General features: G+C 52.6%; 28 protein-coding genes. 23 read left to right on the top strand and 5 right to left on the bottom strand.

Going from position 1 to position 26,630, the window contains the following annotated elements:
* Window positions 1-10 precede the first annotated feature (10 nt).
* Genes ACJHWR_RS09780 through ACJHWR_RS09795 form a run of 4 tightly spaced genes read left to right on the top strand, consistent with a single transcriptional unit; the run spans window position 11 to window position 2,331 of the window.
* Window positions 11-502, top strand: coding sequence for a fimbrial protein (locus tag ACJHWR_RS09780; RefSeq protein ID WP_000678931.1), 492 nt, complete (start codon window positions 11-13; stop codon window positions 500-502).
* On the top strand, window positions 499-969 hold the full coding sequence (locus tag ACJHWR_RS09785; RefSeq protein WP_000822661.1) for a fimbrial protein: 471 nt from the start codon (window positions 499-501) through the stop codon (window positions 967-969). Before ACJHWR_RS09780 ends, ACJHWR_RS09785 begins: the two co-directional genes overlap by 4 nt.
* Window positions 966-1,490, top strand: coding sequence for a fimbrial protein (locus ACJHWR_RS09790; RefSeq protein WP_000162156.1), 525 nt, complete (start codon window positions 966-968; stop codon window positions 1,488-1,490). Before ACJHWR_RS09785 ends, ACJHWR_RS09790 begins: the two co-directional genes overlap by 4 nt.
* Window position 1,491: 1 nt before the next feature.
* Complete coding sequence (locus ACJHWR_RS09795) at window positions 1,492-2,331, top strand: StfH/YfcO family fimbrial adhesin (RefSeq protein ID WP_012311634.1); 840 nt, start codon at window positions 1,492-1,494, stop codon at window positions 2,329-2,331.
* 41 nt (window positions 2,332-2,372) lie between these two features.
* Here the strand turns inward: ACJHWR_RS09795 and ACJHWR_RS09800 are convergent, their stop codons facing one another.
* From ACJHWR_RS09800 to smrB, 3 genes are all read right to left on the bottom strand, one after another.
* Complete coding sequence (locus ACJHWR_RS09800) at window positions 2,373-3,032, bottom strand: hypothetical protein (protein ID WP_001206999.1); 660 nt, start codon at window positions 3,030-3,032, stop codon at window positions 2,373-2,375.
* Window positions 3,016-4,374, bottom strand: coding sequence for an AAA family ATPase (locus ACJHWR_RS09805; protein WP_000981121.1), 1,359 nt, complete (start codon window positions 4,372-4,374; stop codon window positions 3,016-3,018). The genes ACJHWR_RS09800 and ACJHWR_RS09805 overlap by 17 nt, the downstream gene beginning before the upstream one ends.
* An 85-nt stretch (window positions 4,375-4,459) precedes the next feature.
* The gene (gene smrB, locus ACJHWR_RS09810) at window positions 4,460-5,011 is read right to left on the bottom strand and encodes an endonuclease SmrB (RefSeq protein ID WP_000730805.1); all 552 of its coding nucleotides are present in this window, start codon (window positions 5,009-5,011) and stop codon (window positions 4,460-4,462) included.
* 165 nt (window positions 5,012-5,176) lie between these two features.
* Between smrB and prmB the strand changes: the two genes are divergently transcribed.
* The 6 genes from prmB to ACJHWR_RS09840 are packed head-to-tail and all read left to right on the top strand — an operon-like array spanning window position 5,177 to window position 9,726.
* On the top strand, window positions 5,177-6,109 hold the full coding sequence (prmB, locus tag ACJHWR_RS09815; RefSeq protein WP_001309606.1) for a 50S ribosomal protein L3 N(5)-glutamine methyltransferase: 933 nt from the start codon (window positions 5,177-5,179) through the stop codon (window positions 6,107-6,109).
* 34 nt (window positions 6,110-6,143) lie between these two features.
* Window positions 6,144-7,229, top strand: a complete 1,086-nt coding sequence (gene aroC / locus ACJHWR_RS09820; protein WP_001297933.1) for a chorismate synthase — start codon at window positions 6,144-6,146, stop codon at window positions 7,227-7,229.
* 3 nt (window positions 7,230-7,232) lie between these two features.
* Window positions 7,233-8,057 (top strand): penicillin-insensitive murein endopeptidase, encoded by an 825-nt coding sequence (mepA, locus tag ACJHWR_RS09825; protein ID WP_001043802.1) that lies wholly within the window; start codon window positions 7,233-7,235, stop codon window positions 8,055-8,057.
* Window positions 8,057-8,866, top strand: a complete 810-nt coding sequence (locus tag ACJHWR_RS09830) for a sulfite exporter TauE/SafE family protein (RefSeq protein WP_000447366.1) — start codon at window positions 8,057-8,059, stop codon at window positions 8,864-8,866. Before mepA ends, ACJHWR_RS09830 begins: the two co-directional genes overlap by 1 nt.
* Complete coding sequence (gene epmC, locus ACJHWR_RS09835; RefSeq protein WP_001089227.1) at window positions 8,866-9,414, top strand: elongation factor P hydroxylase; 549 nt, start codon at window positions 8,866-8,868, stop codon at window positions 9,412-9,414. Before ACJHWR_RS09830 ends, epmC begins: the two co-directional genes overlap by 1 nt.
* Window positions 9,415-9,447: 33 nt before the next feature.
* Complete coding sequence (locus ACJHWR_RS09840; RefSeq protein ID WP_000559766.1) at window positions 9,448-9,726, top strand: YfcL family protein; 279 nt, start codon at window positions 9,448-9,450, stop codon at window positions 9,724-9,726.
* 55 nt (window positions 9,727-9,781) lie between these two features.
* On the opposite strand, the gene mnmC is transcribed toward ACJHWR_RS09840, so the two are convergent.
* On the bottom strand, window positions 9,782-11,788 hold the full coding sequence (gene mnmC, locus ACJHWR_RS09845) for a bifunctional tRNA (5-methylaminomethyl-2-thiouridine)(34)-methyltransferase MnmD/FAD-dependent 5-carboxymethylaminomethyl-2-thiouridine(34) oxidoreductase MnmC (protein ID WP_410226694.1): 2,007 nt from the start codon (window positions 11,786-11,788) through the stop codon (window positions 9,782-9,784).
* 158 nt (window positions 11,789-11,946) lie between these two features.
* On the opposite strand from mnmC, the gene fabB reads away from it, so the two are divergent.
* Entirely contained in the window at window positions 11,947-13,167 is a 1,221-nt protein-coding gene (gene fabB, locus ACJHWR_RS09850) for a beta-ketoacyl-ACP synthase I (protein ID WP_000817178.1), read from the top strand.
* 231 nt (window positions 13,168-13,398) lie between these two features.
* Window positions 13,399-14,577 (top strand): MFS transporter, encoded by a 1,179-nt coding sequence (locus ACJHWR_RS09855; protein ID WP_410226695.1) that lies wholly within the window; start codon window positions 13,399-13,401, stop codon window positions 14,575-14,577.
* Here the strand turns inward: ACJHWR_RS09855 and flk are convergent.
* Complete coding sequence (gene flk, locus ACJHWR_RS09860; protein ID WP_000615827.1) at window positions 14,574-15,569, bottom strand: flagella biosynthesis regulator Flk; 996 nt, start codon at window positions 15,567-15,569, stop codon at window positions 14,574-14,576. The genes ACJHWR_RS09855 and flk overlap by 4 nt on opposite strands.
* A gap of 98 nt (window positions 15,570-15,667) precedes the next feature.
* Between flk and pdxB the strand changes: the two genes are divergently transcribed.
* The 11 genes from pdxB (at window position 15,668) to argT (ending at window position 26,487) form a co-directional block, all read left to right on the top strand.
* Window positions 15,668-16,804: a 4-phosphoerythronate dehydrogenase PdxB gene (pdxB, locus tag ACJHWR_RS09865; RefSeq protein WP_000699135.1), complete on the top strand. Its 1,137-nt coding sequence runs from the start codon at window positions 15,668-15,670 to the stop codon at window positions 16,802-16,804.
* Between the two features lie 65 nt (window positions 16,805-16,869).
* Window positions 16,870-17,883, top strand: a complete 1,014-nt coding sequence (locus ACJHWR_RS09870) for an aspartate-semialdehyde dehydrogenase (protein ID WP_001289165.1) — start codon at window positions 16,870-16,872, stop codon at window positions 17,881-17,883.
* The gene (gene truA, locus ACJHWR_RS09875; RefSeq protein WP_001283590.1) at window positions 17,883-18,695 is read left to right on the top strand and encodes a tRNA pseudouridine(38-40) synthase TruA; all 813 of its coding nucleotides are present in this window, start codon (window positions 17,883-17,885) and stop codon (window positions 18,693-18,695) included. The genes ACJHWR_RS09870 and truA overlap by 1 nt, the downstream gene beginning before the upstream one ends.
* An 82-nt stretch (window positions 18,696-18,777) precedes the next feature.
* Window positions 18,778-19,437 (top strand): DedA family protein, encoded by a 660-nt coding sequence (locus tag ACJHWR_RS09880; protein WP_000364327.1) that lies wholly within the window; start codon window positions 18,778-18,780, stop codon window positions 19,435-19,437.
* Window positions 19,438-19,592: 155 nt separating this feature from the next.
* Window positions 19,593-20,507, top strand: coding sequence for an acetyl-CoA carboxylase, carboxyltransferase subunit beta (gene accD / locus ACJHWR_RS09885; RefSeq protein WP_000118404.1), 915 nt, complete (start codon window positions 19,593-19,595; stop codon window positions 20,505-20,507).
* 69 nt (window positions 20,508-20,576) lie between these two features.
* Window positions 20,577-21,845 (top strand): bifunctional tetrahydrofolate synthase/dihydrofolate synthase, encoded by a 1,269-nt coding sequence (folC, locus tag ACJHWR_RS09890; protein ID WP_000584585.1) that lies wholly within the window; start codon window positions 20,577-20,579, stop codon window positions 21,843-21,845.
* On the top strand, window positions 21,835-22,497 hold the full coding sequence (gene dedD / locus ACJHWR_RS09895) for a cell division protein DedD (RefSeq protein ID WP_000157003.1): 663 nt from the start codon (window positions 21,835-21,837) through the stop codon (window positions 22,495-22,497). Before folC ends, dedD begins: the two co-directional genes overlap by 11 nt.
* Before the next feature lie 235 nt (window positions 22,498-22,732).
* Complete coding sequence (cvpA, locus tag ACJHWR_RS09900; protein ID WP_000262113.1) at window positions 22,733-23,221, top strand: colicin V production protein; 489 nt, start codon at window positions 22,733-22,735, stop codon at window positions 23,219-23,221.
* 36 nt (window positions 23,222-23,257) lie between these two features.
* Window positions 23,258-24,775: an amidophosphoribosyltransferase gene (gene purF / locus ACJHWR_RS09905; RefSeq protein ID WP_000334226.1), complete on the top strand. Its 1,518-nt coding sequence runs from the start codon at window positions 23,258-23,260 to the stop codon at window positions 24,773-24,775.
* A 94-nt stretch (window positions 24,776-24,869) separates the two neighbouring features.
* The gene (gene ubiX / locus ACJHWR_RS09910; RefSeq protein ID WP_000825700.1) at window positions 24,870-25,439 is read left to right on the top strand and encodes a flavin prenyltransferase UbiX; all 570 of its coding nucleotides are present in this window, start codon (window positions 24,870-24,872) and stop codon (window positions 25,437-25,439) included.
* Between the two features lie 265 nt (window positions 25,440-25,704).
* On the top strand, window positions 25,705-26,487 hold the full coding sequence (argT, locus tag ACJHWR_RS09915; RefSeq protein ID WP_000748252.1) for a lysine/arginine/ornithine ABC transporter substrate-binding protein ArgT: 783 nt from the start codon (window positions 25,705-25,707) through the stop codon (window positions 26,485-26,487).
* The last annotated feature ends 143 nt before the right edge of the window (window positions 26,488-26,630 follow it).

Raw genomic sequence — 26,630 nt, forward strand, 5'->3', positions numbered from 1 at the left:
GAGAGCCAGGATGAAAGGATCGTGGGCGTGGTTGCTGGTGGGCTGCATCGGTAGTTGCTCCGTGACGGCAGGGAGCAAATCGGTGGATATGATTTTACGGGTGCTTGTTGATGCTCCGCCTCCTTGTACGGTAACGGGCGCGGAGGTGGAGTTCGGTAATGTTGTCATTACCAGAATTGGTGGCGTGAATTATAAGCGCCCCATTGATTACAAGCTTGTCTGTAACAACCTGGCCATGGATGACCTGCGTCTACAGATGCAGGCGGCAACGGTCGTGATTAACGGTGAAACGGTGATCAGCACGGGGATTCCTGGGTTTGGTATTCGGATTCAGAAGGCCAGCGATAGTTCGATACTCGACTTAACGTCTGGCGCATGGCTGCCGTTTAATTTCTCCTCGGGCGCACCAGCGCTGGAAGCGGTTCCGGTGAAACAGAGCGGCACGTCGTTAACGGCGGCGGAATTTAGCGCCAGCGCCACCATTGTGGTGGATTACCAATGAAACGGATCTCACTTCTTATGCTGTGGGGCTTTTGCTCCATGGCGCTCTCAAATGTCACTTTTCACGGTTATTTAGTGCAGCCGCCTAACTGCACCATTAGCGACGGTGAAACCATTGAATTAACCTTTCAGGACGTGAATATCGACGACATTAACGGCAGTAATTATGAGCAAATCGTGCCGTATCGCATTACTTGCGATACACCGGTTCGTGACCCTTTACTGGAAATGACCTTGAGCTGGAGCGGCACGCAGAGCGACTTTGACGATGCGGCGGTAAGCACGGACATCGCAGGCCTGGGGATTCGGCTTAAACAGGCAGGGCAGAGCTTTAAGCTGAATACGCCACTGGTGGTGGATGAAACGGCTTTGCCGGCGTTAACGGCGGTACCGGTCAAAAAGAGCGGCGTCGATTTGCCTGAGGCCAACTTTGAAGCCTGGGCTACGTTACAGGTGGATTACCAATGACGAAAAAACATGCGTTGGTTTTTATCAGCAGTCTGCTGTTACTGTGCAGCAGTACTGCTCCGGCGGTCGACAACCTGCACTTCACCGGCAATCTGCTCGGTAAATCCTGTACACCGGTGATCAACGGTAGTCTGCTGGCGGAGGTGCAATTTCCTACCATTGCCGCCAGCGATTTAATGCATCTTGGGCAGTCAGATCGAGTGCCGCTGGTCTTTCAGTTGAAGGATTGCAAAAGCTCTACGCTGTTTAGCGTCAGAGTGACGCTGGCGGGAACGGAAGACAGCGAACTGCCCGGATTTCTGGCTATAGACGCCTCATCGTCAGCGTCCGGGGTCGGGATTGGTATTGAAACGGCGGCGGGCGCAGCGGTGCCTATCAACGACACGACGGGCGTGACGTTCCCGCTGAATCAGGGCAGTAACACTCTCAACTTCAATGCCTGGTTACAGACAAAAAGTGGGCGGGATGTGACGCCCGGTGATTTCAGCGCCACGGCGACGGCAACCTTTGAGTATTTTTAAGATGAAAAAATGGATGATGTTTTTCGCGAGCCTGATATTGCTCGTAATGAGTGTAGGTACGCCAAAGAGTTATGCCAGGGATAAACTCACCAGCGCAACTTTTGATAGTGTGAAAATTTACTATGGGATGGGGAGAGCAGGTTTCACCACAGGAGCCTTACATGTCACTGTGTTAACCCCAGGCGAGGTTGCCTATGGGGTATACAATACTACCGGGTATATAGGCACTGACGCGAGGGTCGTTTCATGGACGGGGTCTGGCCCTGCGCCAACGTTGACTCTTGTTGACTATAGTAGCACTGATAACTCGTTTTGCCCTGGGATAAATACGACGCTGTTTCGATGCGCATATGAGACATTTAAAGTTACCGTTCAATCTGACAATTATGGCTGTCCGTGGATCGCCTCTTTTTATGAGGTATCAGATCAACATGCATATGGAATATATACTGGCCCAACGGATCATGCTACGGCATGCCCAACGATTCCGGTGACTTCATTTGATATTTCGTGGAATGAGAATTATGTCAGCCATAGTAAAGCGTTGCAGTTACAGTCCAATGGCTCGACCATCACCACCACGCTTTCGACCTACCTGATGCAAGACGGCAAACTCTGTGATGGCAGCGTTTTTGATAACAGAGGAGCATACTGCCGCGTGGTCTCGGAACTGTTAACCTTTACCTCTTACGGTTGCGATAAATCGACAGTAACGGTTTCCCCTACACGTCATCCAGTAACGGATAAACAACTGCACGATATTGTGGTGAAGGTGAATACCAGTAGCCGACAACCGATTGATTCTACGTGTCGTTTTCAGTATGTATTGAATGAATTGTAGTGACTCTGGTACGGATGGTCGGGTATCGGCCATCCGTTATGTCATGCGGTCATCCAGTTTTTTAGAATATTCGCCACCACGGGAGCGAAAGGTGCCAGATAACCGTCGACGGGGGTGAGTAATTCGTCGATAACCGCTTGCAGCAGGTCGTCATCCTCAAGCCCCTCTGAAGGGTCAATGCCATTAGCCCACAGAAGGCTGTCGGAAAGCTGCTTACGTTTTTCAATCAATGCCCGATTATTACGTTCACTATCGCCAAGGTTGAGTACCTTAATCGCATCGATAGCTCTCGGCGTCGTCCCTTCAATTCGACCACTGATCTTGAAGATAAACTCGGTTTCACATTCCGGCATAAGCGGCGTTAACAGCAATGGCTGGTTCTTATGCGAGTCGTCACACTGGCCTTTTGTTTTGCAGCTTGCAACGATATTCGTGAATTCCAGACTGCGAGCAGGAGCTAAATCCCTGGCTTCGACATGTTCATTAACGGTATCGCGGTTTGTACCTGTCACGCGATCGCAGCAATAAGCACAGAGATAAAATTGCTCCTGAGCGCACTGCTGGCTGAGATCGCCAACGATATCCCATTTTTTTTGCGCATAAAGTTCCTGAAACCACTGATTGGCATTTTTATCCCGTGGTTTTGCTCTCACCCACTGTTGCAAACTGGCCGGCGGTTGCCCTTTAGTTATTTCGCGCATGTTTAATTTCCTGTTTGCGCAGAAGCATTCTGGCTTTCACCAGTTCAAGATGGTTTTCAGGAAGTTCCAGGCTTAGCGTATTCAGAAGAGCGTTAGCGTTGATAAAGTCGTTTTTCTGAATCAGATCCAAAAGATCGTTAAGTTTTTCTGCCACTGTCGCATTGCGAATATCCGTATCCATCACATTCAAAAGCACAGTATTCGCATCTTGCCCATACAGAGACGGGAGCTGCGTTAATTCGCCATTATCCAGAGAATAAACCAGCACATCTTTGTAATCACTGATCACTAAAGGAGAGTGGGTTGTTAAGACAAACTGGCAATGTGGGAATGTTGTCGTCAGACGCTGGATGATTGTACGCTGCCATGTTGGATGCAGGTGCATGTCCACTTCATCAATTAATACAATTCCCTCGCCGTTTAGCGGGTTTTCTAACATCGGGTTCATCATTGCCAGGCGGCGAGCAATATCGCCGACTAACGCCATCAGTGATTTTTCACCCTGCGATAATTGCAGCACATTCAGTGTCTGGCCATTTTTATCAATCGACATATGCAGGCGAGGTTTACGCCTGACGCGTAAGTTGCTGAACCCTGGCATAAAGCGACTAATGGCCGTTCTGACGGCGGTCAACTGGCGATCCCGGGACGAGGCCATGATTGCCGTTAATGCATTTAAGACGGTGTTATCGAGATCTATCCTGGTACTGAGCTTATCCAGAACGTCTTGGGGTAAGCCCGATTCATTTTCTGCATCTTCGCGATTGCGAAACCACTCAAAGAAACGGCGGAAATCAATACCCTGATTCAGGGCGTTATCGTAGCCATCCAGTTGCAAAAAATTATGACGTTCTTTTATTTTCAACGGCACATCCAGCACGACACGTTCTACGGGATAGAAGGCGATAAGCGGGAAGGATGCCCCGCTATTCTGGGTGTATTGATCTCGATAAAACGCAGCCAATTGGCTGGCCTCTTGCAGGCTGGAGGCGGTGGTCGATTTTTTCCCACTGGCCGTTCTGGCAAGCAACCAACGGTAGGGCGTAGCGGCCTCCGTCGCTGGATGCGTATTCAGTACCTGAAGTTCAATTGTCGCCGAACTCCTACCGTTCAGAATAGCGTCTTCAGGAATAGGGCTACCGTTACCTTTTTCAGTACGAACTCGGGCAACGAACCAACTCAGGCTGGTTGCCAACGATTTTAATATTGATGTTTTACCTGCACCATTATTACCAATAAAAACGGTCACATTGCTCTTGAACTCCTCCACTGGAGCCAGATGAACTTCAAGTTCTTCAAACCGCCCCAGATTAGTGAGCTTAAGCGTGCGGATATTCATCATTGAGTGCCCTGCGTTGAGTTCTGTTTGGATAATCTTACACTTAACCGTCGACGTCTGTCAGTGAAAGCGTATGCCCGTCATGATGTCAGGGCAATTCCGGCGGCAGCCACTCATCCACTTCTATCAACACCAGCAATGCCGCATCACCACCGTACTCTTTCGGTGCCTGATGAAATGCCATTACATGGGGATGTTGCGCCAGCCACAGTGGCGTTTGCTGCTTCAAAATATGCTTACCATGACCATGCATCACACAGGCGCAAAACACATGTTCGCGGCGACAGGCGGCAATCAATGCGCCTAACTCCTGCTTGGCTTGCAGCTGCGTCAAACCGTGCAAATCCAAAAACAGCTCCGGTGAATAATCACCGCGCCGCAGTTTCTTCGCTTCAAAATGGCTGACATCCGGGCGAACATATTTCACCGGACCTTCGGTATTTAATAATGGTTGAAACTCATCGGAGAAATAATGGCTGGCATCGGCCTGCTCCTGAATCAACCGCTTGACCGGCACTTCGCTGATTTTTTTACGCTGCGGTCGGTGGACAATCGTGTCCTGCTTAATCTTGCGAGTCCCCGCCATCAACTGGCGAAACAGCGCCTGGTCCTCCTCGCTAAGTGTTGTTTTCTTTTTCATTTATCTGTCTCTATTTTTAATTTTCCTACAGTTTACCCGACTCACCGTACAATCGATCGCTTAAAACGTATTTTTCCTCACTCACCGCGCGTGAATGCTGATTTATCGTCATCTTCATGGCAAACTAGCCGCCGAAATTATTGCGATCATGCCCTGGAGGAATACGTGGATAAAATTTTCGTTGATGAAGCAGTAAATGAGCTGCAAACCATTCAGGACATGTTGCGCTGGTCGGTGAGCCGCTTCAGCGCGGCGAATATCTGGTACGGCCACGGCACTGATAACCCGTGGGATGAAGCCGTGCAACTGGTGTTGCCTTCACTCTACCTGCCGCTGGATATCCCGGAAGACATGCGCACCGCGCGTCTGACCTCCAGCGAAAAACACCGTATTGTTGAGCGCGTGATCCGCCGCGTCAACGAACGCATTCCGGTGGCTTACCTGACCAACAAAGCCTGGTTCTGCGGTCATGAATTTTACGTCGATGAACGCGTGCTGGTGCCGCGCTCGCCGATTGGTGAACTGATCAACAATAAATTTGCCGGACTCATCAGCAAGCAACCGCAGCACATTTTAGATATGTGTACCGGTAGCGGCTGCATCGCCATTGCCTGTGCTTATGCCTTCCCGGATGCAGAAGTCGACGCGGTTGATATCTCTCCCGACGCGCTGGCGGTTGCCGAACAGAATATCGAAGAACACGGTCTGATCCACAACGTCATTCCGATTCGCTCCGACTTGTTCCGTGATTTACCGAAAGTGCAGTACGACCTGATTGTCACTAACCCGCCGTATGTCGATGCGGAAGATATGTCCGACCTGCCAAACGAATACCGCCACGAGCCGGAACTGGGCCTGGCATCTGGCACCGACGGCCTGAAACTGACGCGTCGCATTCTCGGAAACGCGGCAGATTACCTCGCTGATGATGGCGTGCTGATTTGTGAAGTCGGCAACAGCATGGTACATCTTATGGAACAATATCCGGATGTTCCGTTCACCTGGCTGGAGTTTGATAACGGCGGCGATGGTGTGTTTATGCTCACCAAAGAGCAGCTGCTGGCGGCCCGTGAACATTTCGCGATTTATAAAGATTAAGTAAACACGCAAACACAACAATAACGGAGCCGTGATGGCTGGAAACACAATTGGACAACTCTTTCGCGTAACCACCTTCGGCGAATCGCACGGGCTGGCGCTCGGCTGCATCGTCGATGGTGTTCCGCCAGGCATTCCGCTGACGGAAGCGGACCTGCAACATGACCTCGACCGTCGTCGCCCTGGGACATCGCGCTATACCACCCAGCGTCGTGAGCCGGATCAGGTCAAAATTCTCTCCGGTGTTTTTGAAGGCGTTACTACCGGCACCAGCATCGGATTGTTGATCGAAAATACCGACCAGCGTTCTCAGGATTATAGTGCGATTAAGGACGTTTTCCGTCCAGGTCATGCCGATTACACTTACGAACAAAAATACGGCCTGCGCGATTATCGCGGCGGCGGGCGCTCTTCCGCCCGAGAAACCGCCATGCGCGTGGCGGCAGGGGCGATTGCCAAAAAATATCTCGCCGAGAAATTTGGTATTGAAATCCGCGGCTGCCTGACCCAGATGGGTGACATTCCGCTGGAAATCAAAGACTGGTCGCAGGTCGAGCAAAATCCGTTTTTCTGCCCGGACCCGGACAAAATCGACGCGTTAGATGAACTGATGCGCGCGCTGAAAAAAGAGGGCGACTCCATCGGCGCGAAAGTCACCGTTGTTGCCAGTGGCGTCCCCGCCGGACTTGGCGAGCCGGTCTTTGATCGCCTGGATGCCGACATCGCCCATGCGCTGATGAGCATCAACGCGGTGAAAGGCGTAGAAATTGGTGATGGTTTTGACGTGGTAGCGCTGCGTGGCAGCCAGAACCGCGACGAAATCACCAAAGACGGATTCCAGAGCAACCATGCGGGCGGCATTCTTGGCGGTATCAGCAGCGGGCAGCAAATCATTGCCCATATGGCGCTGAAGCCAACCTCCAGTATTACCGTGCCGGGGCGCACCATTAACCGCTTTGGCGAAGAAGTTGAGATGATCACCAAAGGTCGTCACGATCCTTGTGTTGGGATCCGCGCGGTGCCGATCGCGGAAGCGATGCTAGCGATCGTTTTAATGGATCACCTGTTACGGCAACGGGCGCAAAATGCCGATGTGAAGACTGATATTCCACGCTGGTAAAAAATGAACAAAACCGCGATTGCGCTGCTGGCCCTGCTTGCCAGTAGCGCCAGCCTGGCAGCGACGCCGTGGCAAAAAATAACCCAACCTGTGCCGGGTAGCGCACAATCGATAGGCAGTTTTTCCAATGGTTGTATCGTCGGCGCTGACACGCTGCCGATACAGTCCGAGCATTATCAGGTCATGCGTACCGATCAGCGTCGCTATTTCGGGCACCCGGATCTGGTGATGTTTATCCAGCGTCTGAGTCGCCAGGTGAGCAATCTGGGCATGGGTACGGTGCTGATTGGCGATATGGGGATGCCCGCTGGTGGTCGTTTCAACGGCGGTCACGCCAGCCACCAGACCGGACTGGATGTCGATATCTTCCTGCAACTGCCGAAAACACGCTGGACCTCCGCGCAGCTCTTGCGCCCGCAAGCTCTGGACTTAGTTTCCCGCGACGGTAAACACGTTGTCCCCGCGCTGTGGAAGCCAGAAATTTTCAGCTTGATCAAACTCGCCGCCCAGGACAAAGACGTCACGCGCATTTTTGTTAATCCGGCGATTAAACAACAACTTTGCCTTGATGCGGGCACCGATCGCGACTGGTTACGTAAAGTGCGACCCTGGTTCCAGCATCGCGCGCATATGCATGTACGATTACGTTGTCCTGCCGATAGTCTGGAGTGTGAAGATCAACCTTTACCGCCACCAGGCGATGGTTGCGGGGCAGAACTGCAAAGCTGGTTTGAACCACCAAAACCGGGAACAACAAAGCCTGAGAAGAAGACACCGCCTCCGTTGCCGCCTTCCTGCCAGGCGCTACTGGATGAGCACGTGATCTAATGGAAACGTTTAATAGCCTGTTTATGGTTTCCCCGCTGTTGCTGGGAGTTCTCTTTTTTGTCGCCATGCTGGCGGGATTTATCGACTCGATTGCCGGTGGCGGTGGGTTACTCACCATTCCGGCATTGATGGCGGCGGGGATGTCTCCGGCTAACGCGCTGGCAACTAATAAACTGCAAGCCTGCGGCGGCTCTATTTCCGCCACTATCTACTTTATTCGGCGCAAAGTGGTTAGCTTAAGCGATCAGAAACTCAATATCGCCATGACCTTTGTCGGCTCAATGAGCGGCGCGCTGTTGGTGCAGTATGTTCAGGCCGATGTCTTACGGCAGATTTTACCGATCCTGGTGATTTGTATCGGCCTCTATTTTTTGCTGATGCCAAAACTGGGAGAAGAAGATCGCCAGCGCCGGATGTATGGACTGCCATTTGCGCTGGTGGCGGGGGGCTGCGTCGGTTTTTACGATGGATTCTTTGGCCCGGCTGCTGGGTCGTTTTACGCGCTGGCCTTTGTTACGCTGTGCGGATTCAACCTCGCCAAAGCCACGGCCCACGCCAAATTACTCAACGCAACGTCAAACATCGGTGGTTTGCTGCTGTTTATTCTCGGCGGCAAAGTGATTTGGGCGACAGGATTTGTGATGTTGGTAGGACAGTTCCTCGGCGCGCGCATGGGGTCAAGACTGGTGTTGAGCAAAGGACAAAAGCTGATCCGCCCGATGATCGTTATCGTCTCGGCGGTGATGAGTGCCAAATTACTTTACGATAGCCACGGACAGGAGATCCTCCACTGGTTGGGGATGAACTAATGAACAGTACACACCACTATGAGCAGTTGATTGAGATTTTTAATAGCTGCTTTGCCGATGAATTTAATACCCGTCTGATTAAAGGCGACGACGAACCGATCTATCTTCCTGCTGATGCGGAAGCACCGTATAACAGAATCGTCTTCGCTCATGGCTTTTATGCCAGCGCCATCCACGAGATTTCGCACTGGTGTATTGCCGGGAAAGCGCGCCGTGAGCTGGTTGATTTCGGTTACTGGTATTGCCCGGACGGACGCGATGCCCAAACGCAAAGCCAGTTTGAAGATGTTGAAGTGAAGCCGCAGGCGCTGGACTGGTTGTTCTGCGTGGCGGCGGGATATCCGTTTAATGTTAGCTGCGACAATCTGGAAGGGGATTTCGAACCGGATCGTGTGGTGTTTCAACGGCGGGTACATGCGCAGGTGATGGATTATCTGGCAAACGGCATTCCCGAACGTCCGGCACGCTTCATTAAAGCACTACAAAATTATTATCACACGCCGGAACTTACGGCGGAACAGTTCCCGTGGCCGGAAGCGCTCAACTGAAGCCAGCGCCACGTTTTACAATGAGGAAAGAAGATGATCGCGGAGTTTGAATCACGCATTCTGGCATTAATCGACGGTATGGTTGACTATGCCAGTGATGATGAGTTGTTTGCCAGTGGGTATTTGCGTGGCCACCTGACATTAGCCATCGCAGAACTGGAAAGTGGTGACGACCACTCCGCTCAGGCGGTACATACAACCGTTAGCCAGAGTCTGGAAAAAGCTATTGGTGCCGGTGAATTGTCGCCGCGTGACCAGGCGCTGGTGACCGATATGTGGGAACACCTGTTTCAGCAGGCGTCACAGCAGTAAGTAATGTGCCGGATGCGGCGTTCACGCCATATCCGGCAAGCAATGCCAGAGCAGATTACCCCGCCTTAACCGCTTTACCCTTCAACAACTTCCGCACCCATAACCGATTCGGGTTTAACGCCGCCAGCGTACTGGCATCCATCGGAATCGGTTCTTCACTCATCTGTGCCGCCAGAATCTCGGCACACAGCGGAGCAGAACACAAACCGCGCGAACCTAAAGCAGCAAACATAAAGAGATCGTCATAAACCGGCGCGCTTACCGCTTCATCTTTCTTCTCCGCCAGCGACGCATATTCCACGAGTGTAGCGTCATAATCAGGCACGTTGCCTACCATTGGCAGATGATCGCGGGTGGCACAACGTACACCGCAACGCGCCTCTTTATCACTGACATCAACCGCTTTCGCCCATTGTGCCTGCGGGAAACAATCAATCAACCGCTGGCGATTCTGCTGCTGATCGTCCTCACTGTACGCCGTATCTTCGCTGCCGCGATGATAACTGGCACCAATACAATGATGTTGATTCGCCGGATTTTGTGGCGTGAGATAACCGTCATAGCACAGCACCTGTTTCAGTTTTGCCAGTTCCGGCGTTGTCGGAATATGGCTGACCTGACCGGCAACCGAATACACTGGCAGAGACGACGTTTGGCTGAAACGGCTGATTTGATGCCCGTTCGCCAGTACCACTACACTGTGTGTTGCTTGCTGATCACCTGCAAAATTCAACAACCAACCGTCATCCTTACGGGATAAATCCTGTAACTGATGTTGATAACGAATTTGCAAACCTTGCTGTTGTGCCAGTTCCAGCACATTACGGGTTAGTTCTGCCGGACACAGCCAGCCACCTTCCGGATAAGTAATACCGCTGCAATTTGTCGCAACGCCCGTAATTTGTTCAACCGCATTTGCCTCAACGGCTACAGCCAGTTCTGCGGGTAAATCCATCGACAACATCTGTGCGATTTTATGCTGGCTTTTCTCATCCCAGCCTAACTGCGTGACGCCGCACCAGTCATGATCAAATTTAACGGGTAATTGGTCGTAAAACCGACGAGCAAAAGTAAACGCATTAGAGAAAAAACGGTTTAGCGCTTCATCGTGTTTACTTAAAAGCGGATACAGCGCCCCCTGGCGATTGCCGGAAGCACCCAGTGCGGGAGCCTCATCCGCGCAATAAAGCGTTACTTGCCAGCCGCGACGCAATAGCGCCAGTGACAACAACGCGCTGGCAATACCGCCTCCAATAATTGCCGCTTCCTGTTTGTTGCTGCCCGTACGGTTAAACCACGGCGTGGAGCAGGGGAGGGGTAATGTCTGTTCCATCACCCCACAAAGCATTTCCCGTTTGCGCCCAAACCCTTTGCGCTTTTGCATGCTAAATCCGGCTTCCTGCAAACCGCGGCGGACAAAACCGGCAGACGTAAAGGTCGCCAGCGTGCCGCCCGGACGCGCTAACCTTGCCATGGCCTTAAACAGATTTTGCGTCCACATATCCGGGTTTTTCGCTGGCGCAAAGCCGTCCAGAAACCAGGCATCTACTTTTTGATTCAGCGAATCGTCCAGTTGGCTGGTCAGTTCGTTTATATCGCCAAACCATAAATCCAGCGTCACGTGGCCTTCATCGAACAATAAACGATGGCAACCGGGCAAGGGCATTGGCCACTGCGCCTGAAGTTGTTCCGCCCACGGAGCCAGTTCCGGCCAGTGATGATGCGCTAAGGCTAAATCCGCACGGGCGAGGGGAAATTTTTCAAAACTAATGAAATGTAAGCGTTGTAATTGCGCCTGTGGATGCGCTTCGCGAAACTGATCAAATGCCTGCCATAGCGTCAGGAAGTTTAATCCGGTGCCGAAGCCGCTCTCTGCTACCACAAACAGAGGATGTGGATGCTCAGGAAAACGTGCCTCTAATTGGTTACCCCCAAGAAAAATATAACGCGTCTCTTCCAGTCCGTTATCGTTGGAAAAATAGACATCGTCAAAATCTCGGGAAACAGGTGTACCCTCAGCATTAAATTCAAGGTTGGCAGGTTGTATGGCGTAGTGTTTCACGTAAGTTACTCGTCTTACAGGCGGTGGCTCGATCTTAGCGATGTGTGCCAGGCTGCGCAAATTTCTCTATTAATTGGCTGATCGGACTTGTTCGGCGTACAAGTGTACGCTATTGTGCATGCGAAACTTACTCTATGTGCGACTTACAGAGGTATTGAATGAAACGTGCAGTGATTACTGGCCTGGGCATTGTTTCCAGCATCGGTAATAACCAGCAGGAAGTCCTGGCATCTCTGCGTGAAGGACGTTCAGGGATCACTTTCTCTCAGGAGCTGAAGGATTCCGGCATGCGTAGCCACGTCTGGGGCAACGTAAAACTGGATACCACTGGCCTCATTGACCGCAAAGTTGTGCGCTTTATGAGCGACGCATCCATTTATGCATTCCTTTCTATGGAGCAGGCAATTGCAGATGCTGGCCTCTCCCCGGAAGCTTACCAGAATAACCCGCGCGTTGGCCTGATTGCAGGTTCCGGCGGCGGTTCCCCGCGTTTCCAGGTTTTCGGCGCTGACGCAATGCGCGGCCCGCGAGGCCTGAAAGCGGTTGGCCCGTATGTGGTCACCAAAGCGATGGCATCCGGCGTTTCTGCCTGCCTCGCCACGCCGTTTAAAATTCACGGCGTTAACTACTCCATCAGCTCCGCGTGTGCGACTTCCGCACACTGTATCGGTAACGCAGTAGAGCAGATCCAACTGGGCAAACAGGACATCGTGTTTGCTGGCGGCGGCGAAGAGCTGTGCTGGGAAATGGCTTGCGAATTCGACGCGATGGGTGCGCTGTCTACTAAATACAACGACACCCCGGAAAAAGCCTCCCGTACTTACGACGCTCACCGTGACGGTTTCGTTATCGCTGGCGGTGGCGGTATGGTAGTGGTTGAAGAGCTGGAACACGCGCTGGCGCGTGGTGCTCACATCTATGCTGAAATCGTTGGCTACGGCGCAACCTCTGATGGCGCAGACATGGTTGCTCCGTCTGGCGAAGGTGCAGTGCGCTGCATGAAGATGGCGATGCACGGTGTTGATACCCCAATCGACTACCTGAACTCTCATGGTACTTCGACTCCGGTTGGCGACGTGAAAGAACTGGCAGCTATCCGTGAAGTGTTCGGCGATAAGAGCCCGGCGATTTCTGCAACCAAAGCAATGACCGGTCACTCACTGGGCGCTGCTGGCGTACAGGAAGCTATCTACTCTCTGCTGATGCTGGAACACGGTTTTATCGCCCCGAGCATCAACATTGAAGAGCTGGACGAGCAGGCTGCGGGTCTGAACATCGTGACCGAAACGACCGATCGCGAACTGACCACCGTTATGTCTAACAGCTTCGGCTTCGGCGGCACTAACGCCACGCTGGTAATGCGCAAGCTGAAAGATTAATTCGGAGTGGTTACGCACCAATGCGGCCTCCGGCACTAACGCAAAAGGGAACCCGATGGTTCCCTTTTTCACATCATTGACAATCGCCGCCAGTTCCAGGCAAACTTCCCGCTTTGTCGATATCCTGCTAAAAAGACGTATGCGTTAAATCCTGCCAACGCACCGTAACCCTGAAACCAGAGAGATGAGACGGGGATACTCCTCGCCTTGCGCTGCATTCTGGAGTAATGCATGACTGCTGTAAGCCAAACCGAAACACGATCTTCTGCCAATTTTTCGCTCTTCCGCATCGCTTTTGCGGTTTTTCTCACCTACATGACCGTAGGTTTACCGTTGCCGGTTATCCCGCTGTTTGTTCATCATGAGCTGGGCTATGGCAACACCATGGTCGGGATTGCCGTCGGCATTCAGTTTTTGGCTACGGTGCTGACGCGTGGTTACGCCGGGCGACTGGCCGATCAATATGGCGCAAAACGTTCGGCGCTTCAGGGGATGTTAGCTTGTGGTCTGGCGGGGGGCGCACTGCTGTTGGCGGCGATTTTGCCCGTCTCCGCACCGTTCAAATTTGCTCTGTTGGTCGTTGGACGTTTGATTCTTGGCTTTGGTGAAAGCCAGTTACTGACGGGGGCTCTGACCTGGGGATTGGGCATCGTTGGGCCAAAACATTCCGGCAAAGTGATGTCATGGAACGGAATGGCGATTTACGGTGCCCTCGCTGTTGGTGCGCCGCTTGGCCTGTTGATTCATAGCCATTACGGTTTTGCCGCACTGGCGCTCACCACAATGGCATTACCCTTACTGGCGTGGGCCTGTAACGGCACAGTGCGCAAAGTACCGGCCCTGGCGGGAGAACGTCCATCGCTGTGGAGCGTTGTCGGGCTTATCTGGAAACCAGGGTTAGGTCTGGCACTACAAGGCGTTGGTTTTGCGGTTATCGGGACTTTCGTTTCGCTCTACTTTGCCAGCAAAGGATGGGCGATGGCGGGCTTTACTCTTACCGCGTTTGGCGGCGCATTTGTCGTGATGCGCGTCATGTTTGGCTGGATGCCGGACCGTTTTGGCGGCGTGAAAGTGGCGATCGTCTCTCTGCTTGTAGAAACGGTGGGCTTGTTGCTGCTCTGGCAAGCCCCAGGGGCGTGGGTCGCATTAGCAGGCGCGGCGTTAACTGGAGCCGGATGTTCGCTTATCTTTCCTGCGCTGGGCGTGGAGGTGGTTAAACGCGTCCCCTCACACGTTCGCGGCACCGCACTGGGCGGTTACGCCGCGTTTCAGGATATCGCCCTCGGCGTCTCCGGGCCGCTTGCGGGAATGCTGGCGACCACGTTTGGTTACTCTTCGGTATTTCTTGCCGGGGCGATCTCTGCGGTGCCGGGAATTATTGTCACGATACTGTCGTTTCGTCGGGGTTAACGAACCAGCCAGACCAGCATCAGGATAATCGCGACTAACAGTATCCACAGCGCGGGACGCGTTGCCATATTTTGCAACGTGTCCATCATCGGTGGAAAAGGATTAAGCAGCGGTTGCATATCACGCGGTTCAATCCCTTTAACCCGCCGTTGATAAAGCTGGTTAAGAATATCCTCGGCCTGGAAAGAAGAAAGCGATGATTGCGCAGAAAGGCCATATTTTTGTTGGATATATGTCGATAACGCCGCCAGTTCACTGGCATCTAAAGGTTGTTTTAGCGCCATCTGTAGTGATTCAAGCGTCGGCGTATTTTGCTGGCTTAGCGTCTGACGCGCCTGTAGCCAGGTCACCAGATGGTTAAACAGTTTCGCTGGAATTAACTCGCCATCTTTCACCCCGGAAAGTTCCAGCATCGATTGCCAGATCTGTTTGCTGGGTTCTCCCGTTGCCGCCGCAAGTTTGGTCACCAGCTGTTTGAGCGCATTGTGCTCCGCCGGTAATAAAGGACGGTCGGTTGCCTCGCGCTGCTGTGGTTGCGGAATAACCATTTTCCCTTCCTGCAACAGGGTGAGAATGGTTTTTAATTGCTCCGGTGAGAGCTGATTAAGCGGCGTCTGACCAAAGTTATGACGGATATACTCCGTGACCGCCTGACGATTATTCCCCAGACGTAAATACTCCCCTAATTGCGCTAAAAGCTGGCGGGCAGAATGGCTTTTTTGCGCGGCCAACAGACGTTGCGCCAGATTATGCTCAGCGGCAGGGAAGTGACGCGAAAGCAGCGGTGAATCTCCCGACAGACCAATATCATGCCTGATACCCGCCCACAGTTCTGCTCTTTGCTGTTGCGTCAGTGAGGTCACTTTCGTCATTAAGCTTTCCAGCGAAGTACGTTGCTGACTGGATAAAGGCTGATTGCCCGCGCCAGACGGCAGGTTATCTCCCTGACCTGGTGGTTGCCCAGGAGGAGGGCCGGAAATAGGTTGTATCATTACGTATCCTTATACCTGAAATCTTCGCAAGTATGCCTGGCCGCGAGATTATGGCACACTTGTCCGGTTAACTCTCGTCTCATACAGGTAACACAAACGTGAAAATCCTTGTTGATGAAAATATGCCTTATGCCCGCGACTTATTTAGCCGTTTGGGTGAGGTGACCGCGGTTCCCGGGCGTCCAATTCCCGTCGCTCAACTGGCCGACGCGGATGCGCTGATGGTGCGTTCGGTCACGAAAGTGAATGAATCTTTGCTGGCAGGAAAACCCATTAAATTTGTTGGCACTGCCACAGCGGGGACCGACCATGTCGATGAAGCGTGGTTAAAGCAGGCGGGAATTGGTTTTTCCGCTGCACCTGGCTGTAATGCGATTGCGGTGGTGGAATATGTTTTCTCCTCCCTGCTGATGCTTGCCGAACGCGATGGATTTTCACTGCACGAGCGTACCGTGGGGATCGTGGGCGTTGGTAACGTTGGTCGCCGTTTACAGGCACGACTGGAAGCGTTAGGGATTAAAACCTTACTTTGCGATCCGCCTCGCGCCGACCGTGGAGATGAGGGTGATTTCCGCTCGCTGGATGAATTAGTTCAGCATGCGGATATTCTGACTTTCCATACGCCACTCTTTAAAGACGGGCCGTACAAAACGCTGCATCTGGCGGATGAAAAACTGATCCGCAGCCTGAAACCAGGAGCGATTCTGATTAACGCCTGCCGTGGCGCAGTTGTCGATAATACCGCCCTGCTGACCTGCCTGAACGAAGGCCAGAAGTTAAGCGTAGTGCTGGATGTCTGGGAAGGCGAACCGGAACTTAACGTGGAATTGCTGAAAAAAGTGGATATCGGCACGCCGCATATCGCAGGCTATACCCTGGAAGGTAAAGCACGCGGTACTACGCAAGTGTTTGAAGCTTATAGCAAGTTTATTGGGCATGAACAGCACGTTGCGCTGGATACATTACTGCCCGCGCCAGAGTTTGGTCGCATTACGCTGCATGGCCCGCTCGATCAGCCAACGCTGAAAAGGCTGGTGCATTTGGTGTATGATGTGCGCCGCGATGACGCGCCACTGCGTAAAGTCGCCGGGATACCGGGTGAGTTCGATAAGCTGCGCAAAAACTATCTTGAGCGCCGTGAATGGTCATCTCTGTATGTAATTTGTGATGACGCCAGTGCGGCATCATTGCTGTGTAAACTGGGTTTTAACGCCGTCCATCATCCGGCACGTTAATCTCTTCTTCATGCTCTCTGCTGTAATATTGGCAGGGAGCTTTGCTATTTCTGGAGTAAACCACCATGTCTGAAGGCTGGAACATTGCCGTCCTGGGCGCAACTGGCGCTGTGGGCGAAGCCCTGCTTGAAACGCTGGCTGAACGTCAGTTCCCGGTTGGGGAAATTTATGCACTGGCACGTAACGAAAGCGCAGGCGAACAACTGCGCTTTGGTGGTAAGACAATCACCGTGCAGGATGCCGCTGAATTCGACTGGACGCAGGCGCAGCTGGCGTTTTTTGTTGCAGGCAAAGAAGCTACCGCTGCCTGGGTTGAAGAAGCGACCAACTCAGGTTGTCTGGTGATCGACAGCAGCGGATTGTTTGCTCTCGAACCCGACGTACCGCTGGTGGTGCCGGAAGTAAACCCGTTTGTACTGACCGATTACCGCAACCGGAATGTCATCGCCGTACCAGACAGTCTGACCAGCCAGCTGCTGGCGGCACTGAAACCGCTAATTGATCAGGGCGGTTTATCACGTATCAGCGTTACCAGCCTGATTTCAGCCTCCGCCCAGGGTAAAAAAGCGGTCGATGCGTTAGCGGGGCAGAGTGCTAAATTACTCAATGGCATTCCGATTGACGAAGAAGATTTCTTCGGGCGTCAACTGGCATTCAATATGCTGCCGTTACTGCCGGATAGCGAAGGTAGCGTGCGTGAAGAACGTCGTATCGTTGACGAAGTACGCAAAATCCTGCAGGACGAAGGGCTGATGATTTCGGCAAGCGTCGTCCAGGCACCGGTATTCTATGGTCATGCCCAGATGGTCAACTTTGAAGCACTGCGTCCGCTGGCGGCAGAAGAAGCGCGTGATGCGTTTGCTCAGGGCGAAGATATTGTGCTCTCTGAAGAGAACGAATTCCCGACTCAGGTGGGGGATGCTTCTGGTACGCCGCATCTTTCCGTTGGCTGCGTACGTAATGATTACGGTATGCCGGAGCAAGTTCAGTTCTGGTCGGTGGCCGATAACGTTCGCTTTGGCGGCGCGCTGATGGCAGTAAAAATCGCCGAGAAACTGGTGCAGGAGTATCTGTACTAATGTCCGACCAGCAACAACCGCCAGTTTATAAAATTGCGCTGGGCATTGAGTACGACGGCAGTAAGTATTACGGCTGGCAACGGCAGAACGAAGTCCGCAGTGTGCAGGAGAAGCTGGAAAAGGCGCTCTCCCAGGTGGCGAACGAACCCATCACCGTCTTCTGCGCCGGGCGTACTGACGCAGGTGTACACGGCACCGGGCAGGTTGTGCATTTCGAAACGACCGCGCAGCGCAAAGACGCTGCGTGGACGTTGGGCGTAAATGCGAATTTACCTGGTGACATCGCCGTGCGTTGGGTTAAAGCTGTACCTGATGATTTTCATGCCCGATTTAGCGCCACGGCTCGCCGTTATCGCTACATCATCTACAATCATCGGCTGCGCCCGGCGGTATTGAGTAAAGGAGTAACCCATTTTTACGAACCGCTGGACGCTGAACGGATGCATCGGGCTGCGCAATGTTTGCTGGGCGAGAATGATTTCACCTCGTTCCGTGCGGTGCAGTGTCAGTCCCGGACCCCGTGGCGCAACGTTATGCATATTAATGTCACGCGTCACGGTCCTTATGTGGTGGTAGATATCAAAGCGAATGCCTTTGTACATCATATGGTCAGGAATATTGTCGGCAGCCTGATGGAAGTCGGTGCCCACAACCAGCCGGAGAGCTGGATAGCAGAGTTGCTGGCGGCAAAGGACAGAACGCTGGCGGCAGCAACGGCAAAAGCGGAAGGGCTATATCTGGTCGCGGTGGATTACCCTGACCGATATGATCTTCCAAAACCGCCAATGGGCCCGCTATTTCTGGCGGACTAACGAGAATAACGCTCGGAACATTTCAGGCTGTAGCCAACGTAGTTACAGCCTGAAAGATGACGAGTACAAGGCATAGGCAAATATGGACCTGATTTATTTCCTCATCGATTTTATCCTGCACATTGACGTGCATCTGGCAGAACTGGTCGCGGAGTATGGCGTCTGGGTTTATGCCATTTTGTTCTTAATTTTGTTCTGTGAAACCGGTCTGGTGGTAACGCCGTTTTTACCGGGTGATTCATTGCTGTTTGTTGCCGGTGCGTTGGCATCACTGGAAACCAACGATCTCAACGTCCATATGATGGTGGTGCTGATGCTGATCGCCGCGATTGTGGGTGACGCGGTGAACTACACCATTGGACGGTTATTTGGTGACAAACTGTTCAGTAATCCGGATTCGAAAATCTTTCGTCGCAGTTATCTTGATAAGACTCATCAGTTTTATGAGAAACATGGCGGCAAAACGATTATTCTCGCCCGTTTTGTGCCGATCGTCAGAACGTTCGCGCCGTTCGTTGCGGGAATGGGCCACATGTCGTATCGTCATTTCGCCGCTTTTAACGTCATCGGCGCGTTGCTATGGGTACTGATTTTTACCTACGCGGGTTATTTCTTCGGAACGCTCCCCTTCATTCAGAGCAACCTTAAACTGATGATTGTTGGCATTATTTTTGTTTCAATATTGCCAGGTGTTTTCGAATTTATTCGCCACAAACGCGCTGCGGCACGCGCCGCAAAATAAAAAGTAACTCCGCGGTTCGACCACTTTTTTATCCAAAGTTTCGGGCTGTTATGTTTTAATGTGCAACATTCATGGTCTGTTGGGGGCAAAAATGGCATTATGCGTCCCCAAAGATAAAACTGGCATCGAACCAGGTTCAGACAGAAAGGTCCCTAATGAGCTGGATTGAACGAATTAAAAGCAACATTACTCCCACCCGCAAGGCGAGCATTCCTGAAGGGGTGTGGACTAAGTGTGATAGCTGCGGTCAGGTTTTATACCGCGCTGAGCTGGAACGTAATCTTGAGGTCTGTCCGAAGTGTGACCATCACATGCGTATGACAGCGCGTAATCGCCTGCATAGCCTGTTAGATGAAGGAAGCCTTGTGGAGCTGGGTAGCGAGCTTGAGCCGAAAGATGTGCTGAAGTTTCGTGACTCCAAGAAGTATAAAGACCGTCTGGCATCTGCGCAGAAAGAAACCGGCGAAAAAGATGCGCTGGTGGTGATGAAAGGCACCCTGTATGGAATGCCGGTTGTCGCTGCGGCATTCGAGTTCGCCTTTATGGGCGGTTCCATGGGGTCTGTGGTAGGTGCACGTTTCGTGCGTGCCGTTGAGCAGGCGCTGGAAGATAACTGCCCACTGATCTGCTTCTCCGCCTCTGGTGGCGCACGTATGCAGGAAGCACTGATGTCGCTGATGCAGATGGCGAAAACCTCTGCGGCGCTGGCAAAAATGCAGGAGCGCGGCTTGCCGTACATCTCCGTGCTGACCGACCCGACCATGGGTGGTGTTTCTGCAAGTTTCGCTATGCTGGGCGATCTCAACATCGCTGAACCGAAAGCGTTAATCGGCTTTGCCGGTCCGCGTGTTATCGAACAGACCGTTCGCGAAAAACTGCCGCCAGGATTCCAGCGCAGTGAATTCCTGATCGAGAAAGGCGCGATCGACATGATCGTCCGTCGTCCGGAAATGCGCCTGAAACTGGCGAGTATTCTGGCGAAGTTGATGAATCTGCCAGCGCCGAATCCTGAAGCGCCGCGTGAAGGCGTAGTGGTGCCACCGGTACCAGATCAGGAACCTGAGGCCTGATAACTGATAAGGGCAGGGCCACTGGCTCTGCCCTTTTGCTATTCTCACCGTAACGAATCAGCGGATACCATGATTATCAAACGCACTCCTCAAGCCGCGTCGCCTCTGGCTTCGTGGCTTTCTTATCTGGAAAACCTGCACAGTAAAACTATCGATCTCGGCCTTGAGCGCGTGAGCCAGGTCGCGGCGCGTCTTGGCGTTCTGAAACCAGCGCCATTTGTGTTTACCGTTGCGGGTACGAATGGCAAAGGCACCACTTGCCGTACGCTGGAGTCGATTCTGATGGCGGCAGGGTACAAAGTGGGCGTCTACAGTTCGCCGCATCTGGTGCGTTATACCGAGCGCGTACGCGTGCAGGGCCAGGAATTGCCGGAATCGGCCCACACCGCCTCTTTTGCGGAGATTGAATCGGCACGCGGTGATATTTCCTTGACCTATTTCGAGTACGGTACGCTGTCGGCGTTGTGGCTGTTCAAACAGGCACAACTTGACGTGGTGATTCTGGAAGTAGGGCTGGGCGGTCGTCTGGACGCAACCAATATTGTCGATGCCGATGTCGCGGTAGTAACCAGCATTGCGCTGGATCATACCGACTGGCTGGGGCCAGATCGCGAAAGTATTGGTCGCGAGAAAGCAGGCATCTTCCGCAGCGAAAAACCGGCAATTGTCGGTGAGCCGGAAATGCCTTCTACCATTGCTGATGTGGCGCAGGAAAAAGGTGCAATGCTACAACGTCGGGGCGTTGAGTGGAACTATTCCGTCACCGATCATGACTGGACGTTTAGCGATGCTCACGGCACGCTGGAAAATCTGCCGTTGCCGCTTGTCCCGCAACCGAATGCCGCAACGGCGCTGGCGGCACTGCGTGCCAGCGGGCTGGAGGTCAGTGAAAATGCCATTCGCGACGGGATTGCCAGCGCAATTTTGCCAGGACGTTTCCAGATTGTGAGCGAGTCGCCACGCGTTATTTTTGATGTCGCGCATAATCCACATGCGGCGGAATATCTCACCGGGCGTATGAAAGCGCTACCGAAAAACGGGCGCGTGCTGGCGGTTATCGGTATGCTACATGATAAAGATATTGCCGGAACTCTGGCCTGGTTGAAAAGCGTGGTTGATGACTGGTATTGTGCGCCCCTGGAAGGGCCGCGCGGTGCCACGGCAGAACAACTGCTTGAGCATTTGGGTAACGGCAAATCATTTGATAGCGTGGCGCAGGCATGGGATGCCGCAATGGCGGACGCTAAAGCGGAAGATACCGTGCTGGTGTGTGGTTCGTTCCACACGGTCGCACATGTCATGGAAGTGATTGACGCGAGGAGAAGCGGTGGCAAGTAAGTTTCAGAATCGGTTAGTGGGCACGATCGTGCTGGTGGCGCTGGGGGTGATTGTACTTCCAGGGCTGCTGGACGGGCAGAAAAAACATTATCAGGATGAGTTCGCGGCTATCCCGCTGGTGCCGAAAGCGGGCGATCGCGATGAGCCTGATATGATGCCAGCAGCCACTCAGGCGTTGCCGACGCAGCCGCCGGAAGGCGCAGCGGAAGAGGTGCGGGCAGGTGATGCCGCAGCACCGTCGCTCGATCCGGCCACTATTGCAGCCAATAACACCGAGTTTGAACCGGAACCTGCACCGGTCGTCCCACCGAAGCCGAAACCGGTAGAGCCGCCTAAGCCAAAGGTTGAAGCACCACCTGCGCCGAAGCCAGAACCGAAGCCGGTCGTGGAAGAAAAAGCAGCGCCAACGGGTAAAGCTTATGTTGTGCAACTGGGCGCGCTGAAAAATGCCGATAAAGTGAATGAGATTGTCGGTAAGCTGCGCGGTGCCGGTTATCGGGTTTATACGTCGCCATCCACGCCAGTGCAGGGTAAAATTACCCGTATTCTGGTTGGGCCGGATGCCTCGAAAGATAAGCTGAAAGGTTCGCTGGGTGAGTTGAAGCAACTTTCTGGCTTAAGCGGCGTGGTAATGGGTTATACACCGAATTAATATGGTCTTGCCTGATGCGATACTAACGCGTCTTATCTGGTACAGATAAGGCGTTCACGCCGCATCCGACACGCATTGCCCGATGCCGCAAAGGCATAAAAAGTCGATGGCGTTGAATATTTTTTCAGCGCCATTTTTATTGATGCGCGGGAAGGAAATCCCTACGCAAACGTTTTCTTTTTCTGTTAGAATGCGCCCCGAACAGGATGACAGGGCGTAAAATCGTGGGACACATATGGTCTGGATTGATTACGCCATAATCGCGGTGATTGCTTTTTCCTCTCTGGTTAGCCTGATCCGCGGCTTTGTTCGTGAAGCGTTATCGCTGGTGACATGGGGTTGTGCTTTCTTTGTTGCCAGTCATTACTACACTTACCTGTCAGTCTGGTTTACGGGCTTTGAAGACGAACTGGTTCGAAATGGGATTGCCATCGCGGTACTGTTTATCGCTACCCTGATTGTTGGTGCTATCGTGAACTTCGTGATAGGCCAGTTGGTGGAGAAAACGGGGTTGTCAGGCACCGATCGGGTGCTGGGCGTCTGTTTCGGTGCGTTGCGCGGTGTGTTGATTGTTGCTGCCATTCTCTTCTTTCTCGACTCCTTTACCGGGGTGTCGAAAAGCGAAGACTGGAGCAAATCACAGCTGATCCCGCAGTTCAGTTTTATCATCAGATGGTTTTTTGATTATCTGCAAAGCTCGTCAAGTTTCTTGCCCAGAGCGTAAGTGCTCTGAGATGTGGCTTAACGAGGAAAAAGACGTATGTGCGGTATTGTCGGTATCGCCGGTGTTATGCCGGTTAACCAGTCGATTTATGATGCCTTAACGGTGCTTCAGCATCGCGGTCAGGATGCCGCCGGCATCATCACCATAGATGCCAATAACTGCTTCCGTTTGCGTAAAGCGAACGGGCTGGTGAGCGATGTATTTGAAGCTCGCCATATGCAGCGTTTGCAGGGCAATATGGGCATTGGTCATGTGCGTTACCCTACGGCTGGCAGCTCCAGCGCCTCTGAAGCGCAGCCGTTTTACGTTAACTCCCCGTATGGCATTACGCTTGCCCACAACGGCAATCTGACCAACGCTCACGAGTTGCGTAAAAAACTGTTTGAAGAAAAACGCCGCCACATCAACACCACTTCCGACTCGGAAATTCTGCTTAATATCTTTGCCAGCGAACTGGACAACTTCCGCCACTACCCGCTGGAAGCCGACAATATTTTCGCTGCCATCGCTGCTACAAACCGCTTAATCCGCGGCGCGTATGCCTGTGTGGCGATGATCATCGGCCACGGTATGGTTGCTTTCCGCGATCCTAACGGGATTCGTCCGCTGGTACTGGGAAAACGTGATATTGACGAGAACCGTACAGAATATATGGTCGCTTCCGAAAGCGTAGCGCTCGATACGCTGGGCTTTGATTTCCTGCGTGACGTCGCGCCGGGCGAAGCGATTTACATCACTGAAGAAGGGCAGTTGTTTACCCGTCAATGTGCTGACAATCCGGTCAGCAATCCGTGCCTGTTTGAGTATGTATACTTTGCTCGCCCGGACTCGTTCATCGACAAAATTTCCGTTTACAGCGCGCGTGTGAATATGGGTACGAAACTGGGCGAGAAAATTGCCCGCGAATGGGAAGATCTGGAAATCGACGTGGTGATCCCGATCCCGGAAACCTCGTGTGATATCGCGCTGGAAATTGCGCGTATTCTAGGCAAGCCGTACCGCCAGGGCTTCGTTAAAAACCGCTATGTTGGCCGCACCTTTATCATGCCGGGCCAGCAGCTGCGTCGTAAGTCCGTGCGCCGTAAACTGAACGCCAACCGCGCCGAGTTCCGCGATAAAAACGTCCTGCTGGTCGACGACTCCATCGTCCGTGGCACCACTTCTGAGCAGATTATCGAGATGGCACGCGAAGCCGGAGCGAAGAAAGTGTACCTCGCTTCTGCGGCACCGGAAATTCGCTTCCCGAACGTTTACGGTATCGATATGCCGAGCGCCACGGAACTGATCGCTCACGGTCGCGAAGTAGATGAAATTCGCCAGATCATCGGTGCTGACGGGTTGATTTTCCAGGATCTGAACGATCTGATCGAAGCTGTTCGCGCTGAAAACCCGGATATCCAGCAGTTTGAATGCTCGGTATTCAACGGCGTCTACGTCACCAAAGATGTTGATCAGGGCTACCTCGATTTCCTCGATACGTTACGTAATGACGACGCCAAAGCAGTGCAACGTCAGAACGAAGTGGAAAATCTCGAAATGCATAACGAAGGATGATGCCTTCGCTCAGGGTGCCGTTCTGGCACCCTGACTTGCAACTCCCGCCGAAATCCTGCAAAGTCTGCCTGCAAGTCTGACAGGGCAACTATTTATGAAACGACTCATTGTAGGCATCAGCGGTGCCAGCGGCGCGATTTATGGCGTGCGTTTATTACAGGTTCTGCGCGATGTCACAGATATCGAAACGCATCTGGTAATGAGCCAGGCAGCGCGCCAGACCTTATCCCTCGAAACGGATTTTTCCCTGCGCGAAGTGCAGGCATTAGCCGATGTGACGCACGATGCGCGCGATATTGCTGCCAGCATTTCTTCCGGTTCTTTCCAGACGTTGGGGATGGTGATTTTACCCTGTTCAATCAAAACCCTGTCCGGCATTGTCCATAGCTATACTGATGGCTTACTGACCCGTGCGGCAGATGTGGTGCTGAAAGAGCGTCGCCCGTTGGTGCTCTGCGTGCGTGAAACGCCACTGCACTTAGGCCATCTGCGTTTAATGACTCAGGCGGCAGAAATCGGTGCGGTGATTATGCCTCCCGTTCCGGCGTTTTATCATCGCCCACAATCCCTTGATGATGTGATAAATCAGACGGTTAATCGTGTTCTTGACCAGTTTGCAATAACCCTTCCTGAAGATCTCTTTGCCCGCTGGCAGGGCGCATAACTCCGCTGTTGCCCTGTTTCAGGGCAATTTTGCAACCGCGATCAAATCCTCGACATTTTGTTTCTGCCATTCAATCGAAACGCTGCGATTCAACCGCTATACCTGCTATCTTCAACTTCATGACAATAATGCAACGTCTTATTAACATATTTAACGTTGAATGTTACTGCTGTCGTCAAGATGGCATAAGACCTGCATGAAAGAGCCTGCAAACACACAACACAATACACAACATAAAAAAGCCATTTTCACTTGAGGGTTATGTATGAAGAAGTCGATTCTCGCTCTGTCTTTGTTAGTCGGTCTCTCCGCAGCGGCTTCCAGCTATGCGGCGCTACCGGAGACGGTACGTATCGGAACCGATACCACCTATGCGCCGTTCTCGTCGAAAGATGCTAAAGGTGATTTTGTTGGCTTTGATATCGATCTCGGTAACGAGATGTGCAAACGGATGCAGGTGAAATGTACCTGGGTTGCCAGCGACTTTGACGCGCTGATCCCCTCACTGAAAGCGAAAAAAATCGACGCCATTATTTCGTCGCTCTCCATTACCGATAAACGTCAGCAGGAGATTGCTTTCTCCGACAAGCTGTACGCCGCAGACTCTCGTCTGATTGCTGCCAAAGGTTCACCGATTCAGCCAACGCTGGATTCACTGAAAGGTAAACATGTTGGTGTGCTGCAGGGATCAACCCAGGAAGCGTATGCCAATGATAACTGGCGCAGTAAGGGGGTCGATGTGGTGGCCTATGCTAACCAGGATTTGGTCTATTCCGATCTGGCTGCAGGACGCCTGGATGCTGCGTTACAAGATGAGGTTGCTGCCAGCGAAGGTTTCCTTAAGCAACCCGCCGGTAAAGATTTCGCCTTTGCAGGCCCATCAGTGAAAGACAAAAAATACTTCGGTGACGGCACCGGTGTAGGGCTGCGTAAAGATGATGCTGAACTGACGGCGGCCTTCAATAAGGCGCTTAACGAGCTGCGTCAGGACGGCACCTACGACAAGATGGCGAAAAAGTATTTCGACTTTAATGTCTACGGTGACTGATACGTCGCAGGGAAGCTGTACCTGATGGAATGATCATCATGGTGCACGCCAGGTTTGTTGCACTATCGTGGTGCATTGAAATGCATACTTAAGCATTTTTAATGAAAAATAATACGTCTAACGGGGCGGGATATTTTGCCTTG

Origin of the sequence: Escherichia sp. WS568 (genome assembly GCF_046486085.1) — a bacterium.
In the GTDB taxonomy this organism is placed as follows: Bacteria; Pseudomonadota; Gammaproteobacteria; order Enterobacterales; family Enterobacteriaceae; genus Escherichia; species Escherichia coli.

Excerpts from the sequence above, each read along its gene's own strand:
- ACJHWR_RS09780 (WP_000678931.1), top strand. The coding sequence starts at position 11 with ATGAAAGGATCGTGGGCGTGGTTGCTGGTGGGCTGCATCGGTAGTTGC.
- ACJHWR_RS09785 (WP_000822661.1), top strand. The coding sequence starts at position 499 with ATGAAACGGATCTCACTTCTTATGCTGTGGGGCTTTTGCTCCATGGCG.
- ACJHWR_RS09790 (WP_000162156.1), top strand. The coding sequence starts at position 966 with ATGACGAAAAAACATGCGTTGGTTTTTATCAGCAGTCTGCTGTTACTG.
- ACJHWR_RS09795 (WP_012311634.1), top strand. The coding sequence starts at position 1,492 with ATGAAAAAATGGATGATGTTTTTCGCGAGCCTGATATTGCTCGTAATG.
- ACJHWR_RS09800 (WP_001206999.1), bottom strand. The coding sequence starts at position 3,032 with ATGCGCGAAATAACTAAAGGGCAACCGCCGGCCAGTTTGCAACAGTGG.
- ACJHWR_RS09805 (WP_000981121.1), bottom strand. The coding sequence starts at position 4,374 with ATGATGAATATCCGCACGCTTAAGCTCACTAATCTGGGGCGGTTTGAA.
- smrB (WP_000730805.1), bottom strand. The coding sequence starts at position 5,011 with ATGAAAAAGAAAACAACACTTAGCGAGGAGGACCAGGCGCTGTTTCGC.
- aroC (WP_001297933.1), top strand. The coding sequence starts at position 6,144 with ATGGCTGGAAACACAATTGGACAACTCTTTCGCGTAACCACCTTCGGC.
- mepA (WP_001043802.1), top strand. The coding sequence starts at position 7,233 with ATGAACAAAACCGCGATTGCGCTGCTGGCCCTGCTTGCCAGTAGCGCC.
- ACJHWR_RS09830 (WP_000447366.1), top strand. The coding sequence starts at position 8,057 with ATGGAAACGTTTAATAGCCTGTTTATGGTTTCCCCGCTGTTGCTGGGA.
- epmC (WP_001089227.1), top strand. The coding sequence starts at position 8,866 with ATGAACAGTACACACCACTATGAGCAGTTGATTGAGATTTTTAATAGC.
- ACJHWR_RS09840 (WP_000559766.1), top strand. The coding sequence starts at position 9,448 with ATGATCGCGGAGTTTGAATCACGCATTCTGGCATTAATCGACGGTATG.
- fabB (WP_000817178.1), top strand. The coding sequence starts at position 11,947 with ATGAAACGTGCAGTGATTACTGGCCTGGGCATTGTTTCCAGCATCGGT.
- ACJHWR_RS09855 (WP_410226695.1), top strand. The coding sequence starts at position 13,399 with ATGACTGCTGTAAGCCAAACCGAAACACGATCTTCTGCCAATTTTTCG.
- flk (WP_000615827.1), bottom strand. The coding sequence starts at position 15,569 with ATGATACAACCTATTTCCGGCCCTCCTCCTGGGCAACCACCAGGTCAG.
- ACJHWR_RS09870 (WP_001289165.1), top strand. The coding sequence starts at position 16,870 with ATGTCTGAAGGCTGGAACATTGCCGTCCTGGGCGCAACTGGCGCTGTG.
- truA (WP_001283590.1), top strand. The coding sequence starts at position 17,883 with ATGTCCGACCAGCAACAACCGCCAGTTTATAAAATTGCGCTGGGCATT.
- ACJHWR_RS09880 (WP_000364327.1), top strand. The coding sequence starts at position 18,778 with ATGGACCTGATTTATTTCCTCATCGATTTTATCCTGCACATTGACGTG.
- accD (WP_000118404.1), top strand. The coding sequence starts at position 19,593 with ATGAGCTGGATTGAACGAATTAAAAGCAACATTACTCCCACCCGCAAG.
- folC (WP_000584585.1), top strand. The coding sequence starts at position 20,577 with ATGATTATCAAACGCACTCCTCAAGCCGCGTCGCCTCTGGCTTCGTGG.
- cvpA (WP_000262113.1), top strand. The coding sequence starts at position 22,733 with ATGGTCTGGATTGATTACGCCATAATCGCGGTGATTGCTTTTTCCTCT.
- purF (WP_000334226.1), top strand. The coding sequence starts at position 23,258 with ATGTGCGGTATTGTCGGTATCGCCGGTGTTATGCCGGTTAACCAGTCG.
- ubiX (WP_000825700.1), top strand. The coding sequence starts at position 24,870 with ATGAAACGACTCATTGTAGGCATCAGCGGTGCCAGCGGCGCGATTTAT.
- argT (WP_000748252.1), top strand. The coding sequence starts at position 25,705 with ATGAAGAAGTCGATTCTCGCTCTGTCTTTGTTAGTCGGTCTCTCCGCA.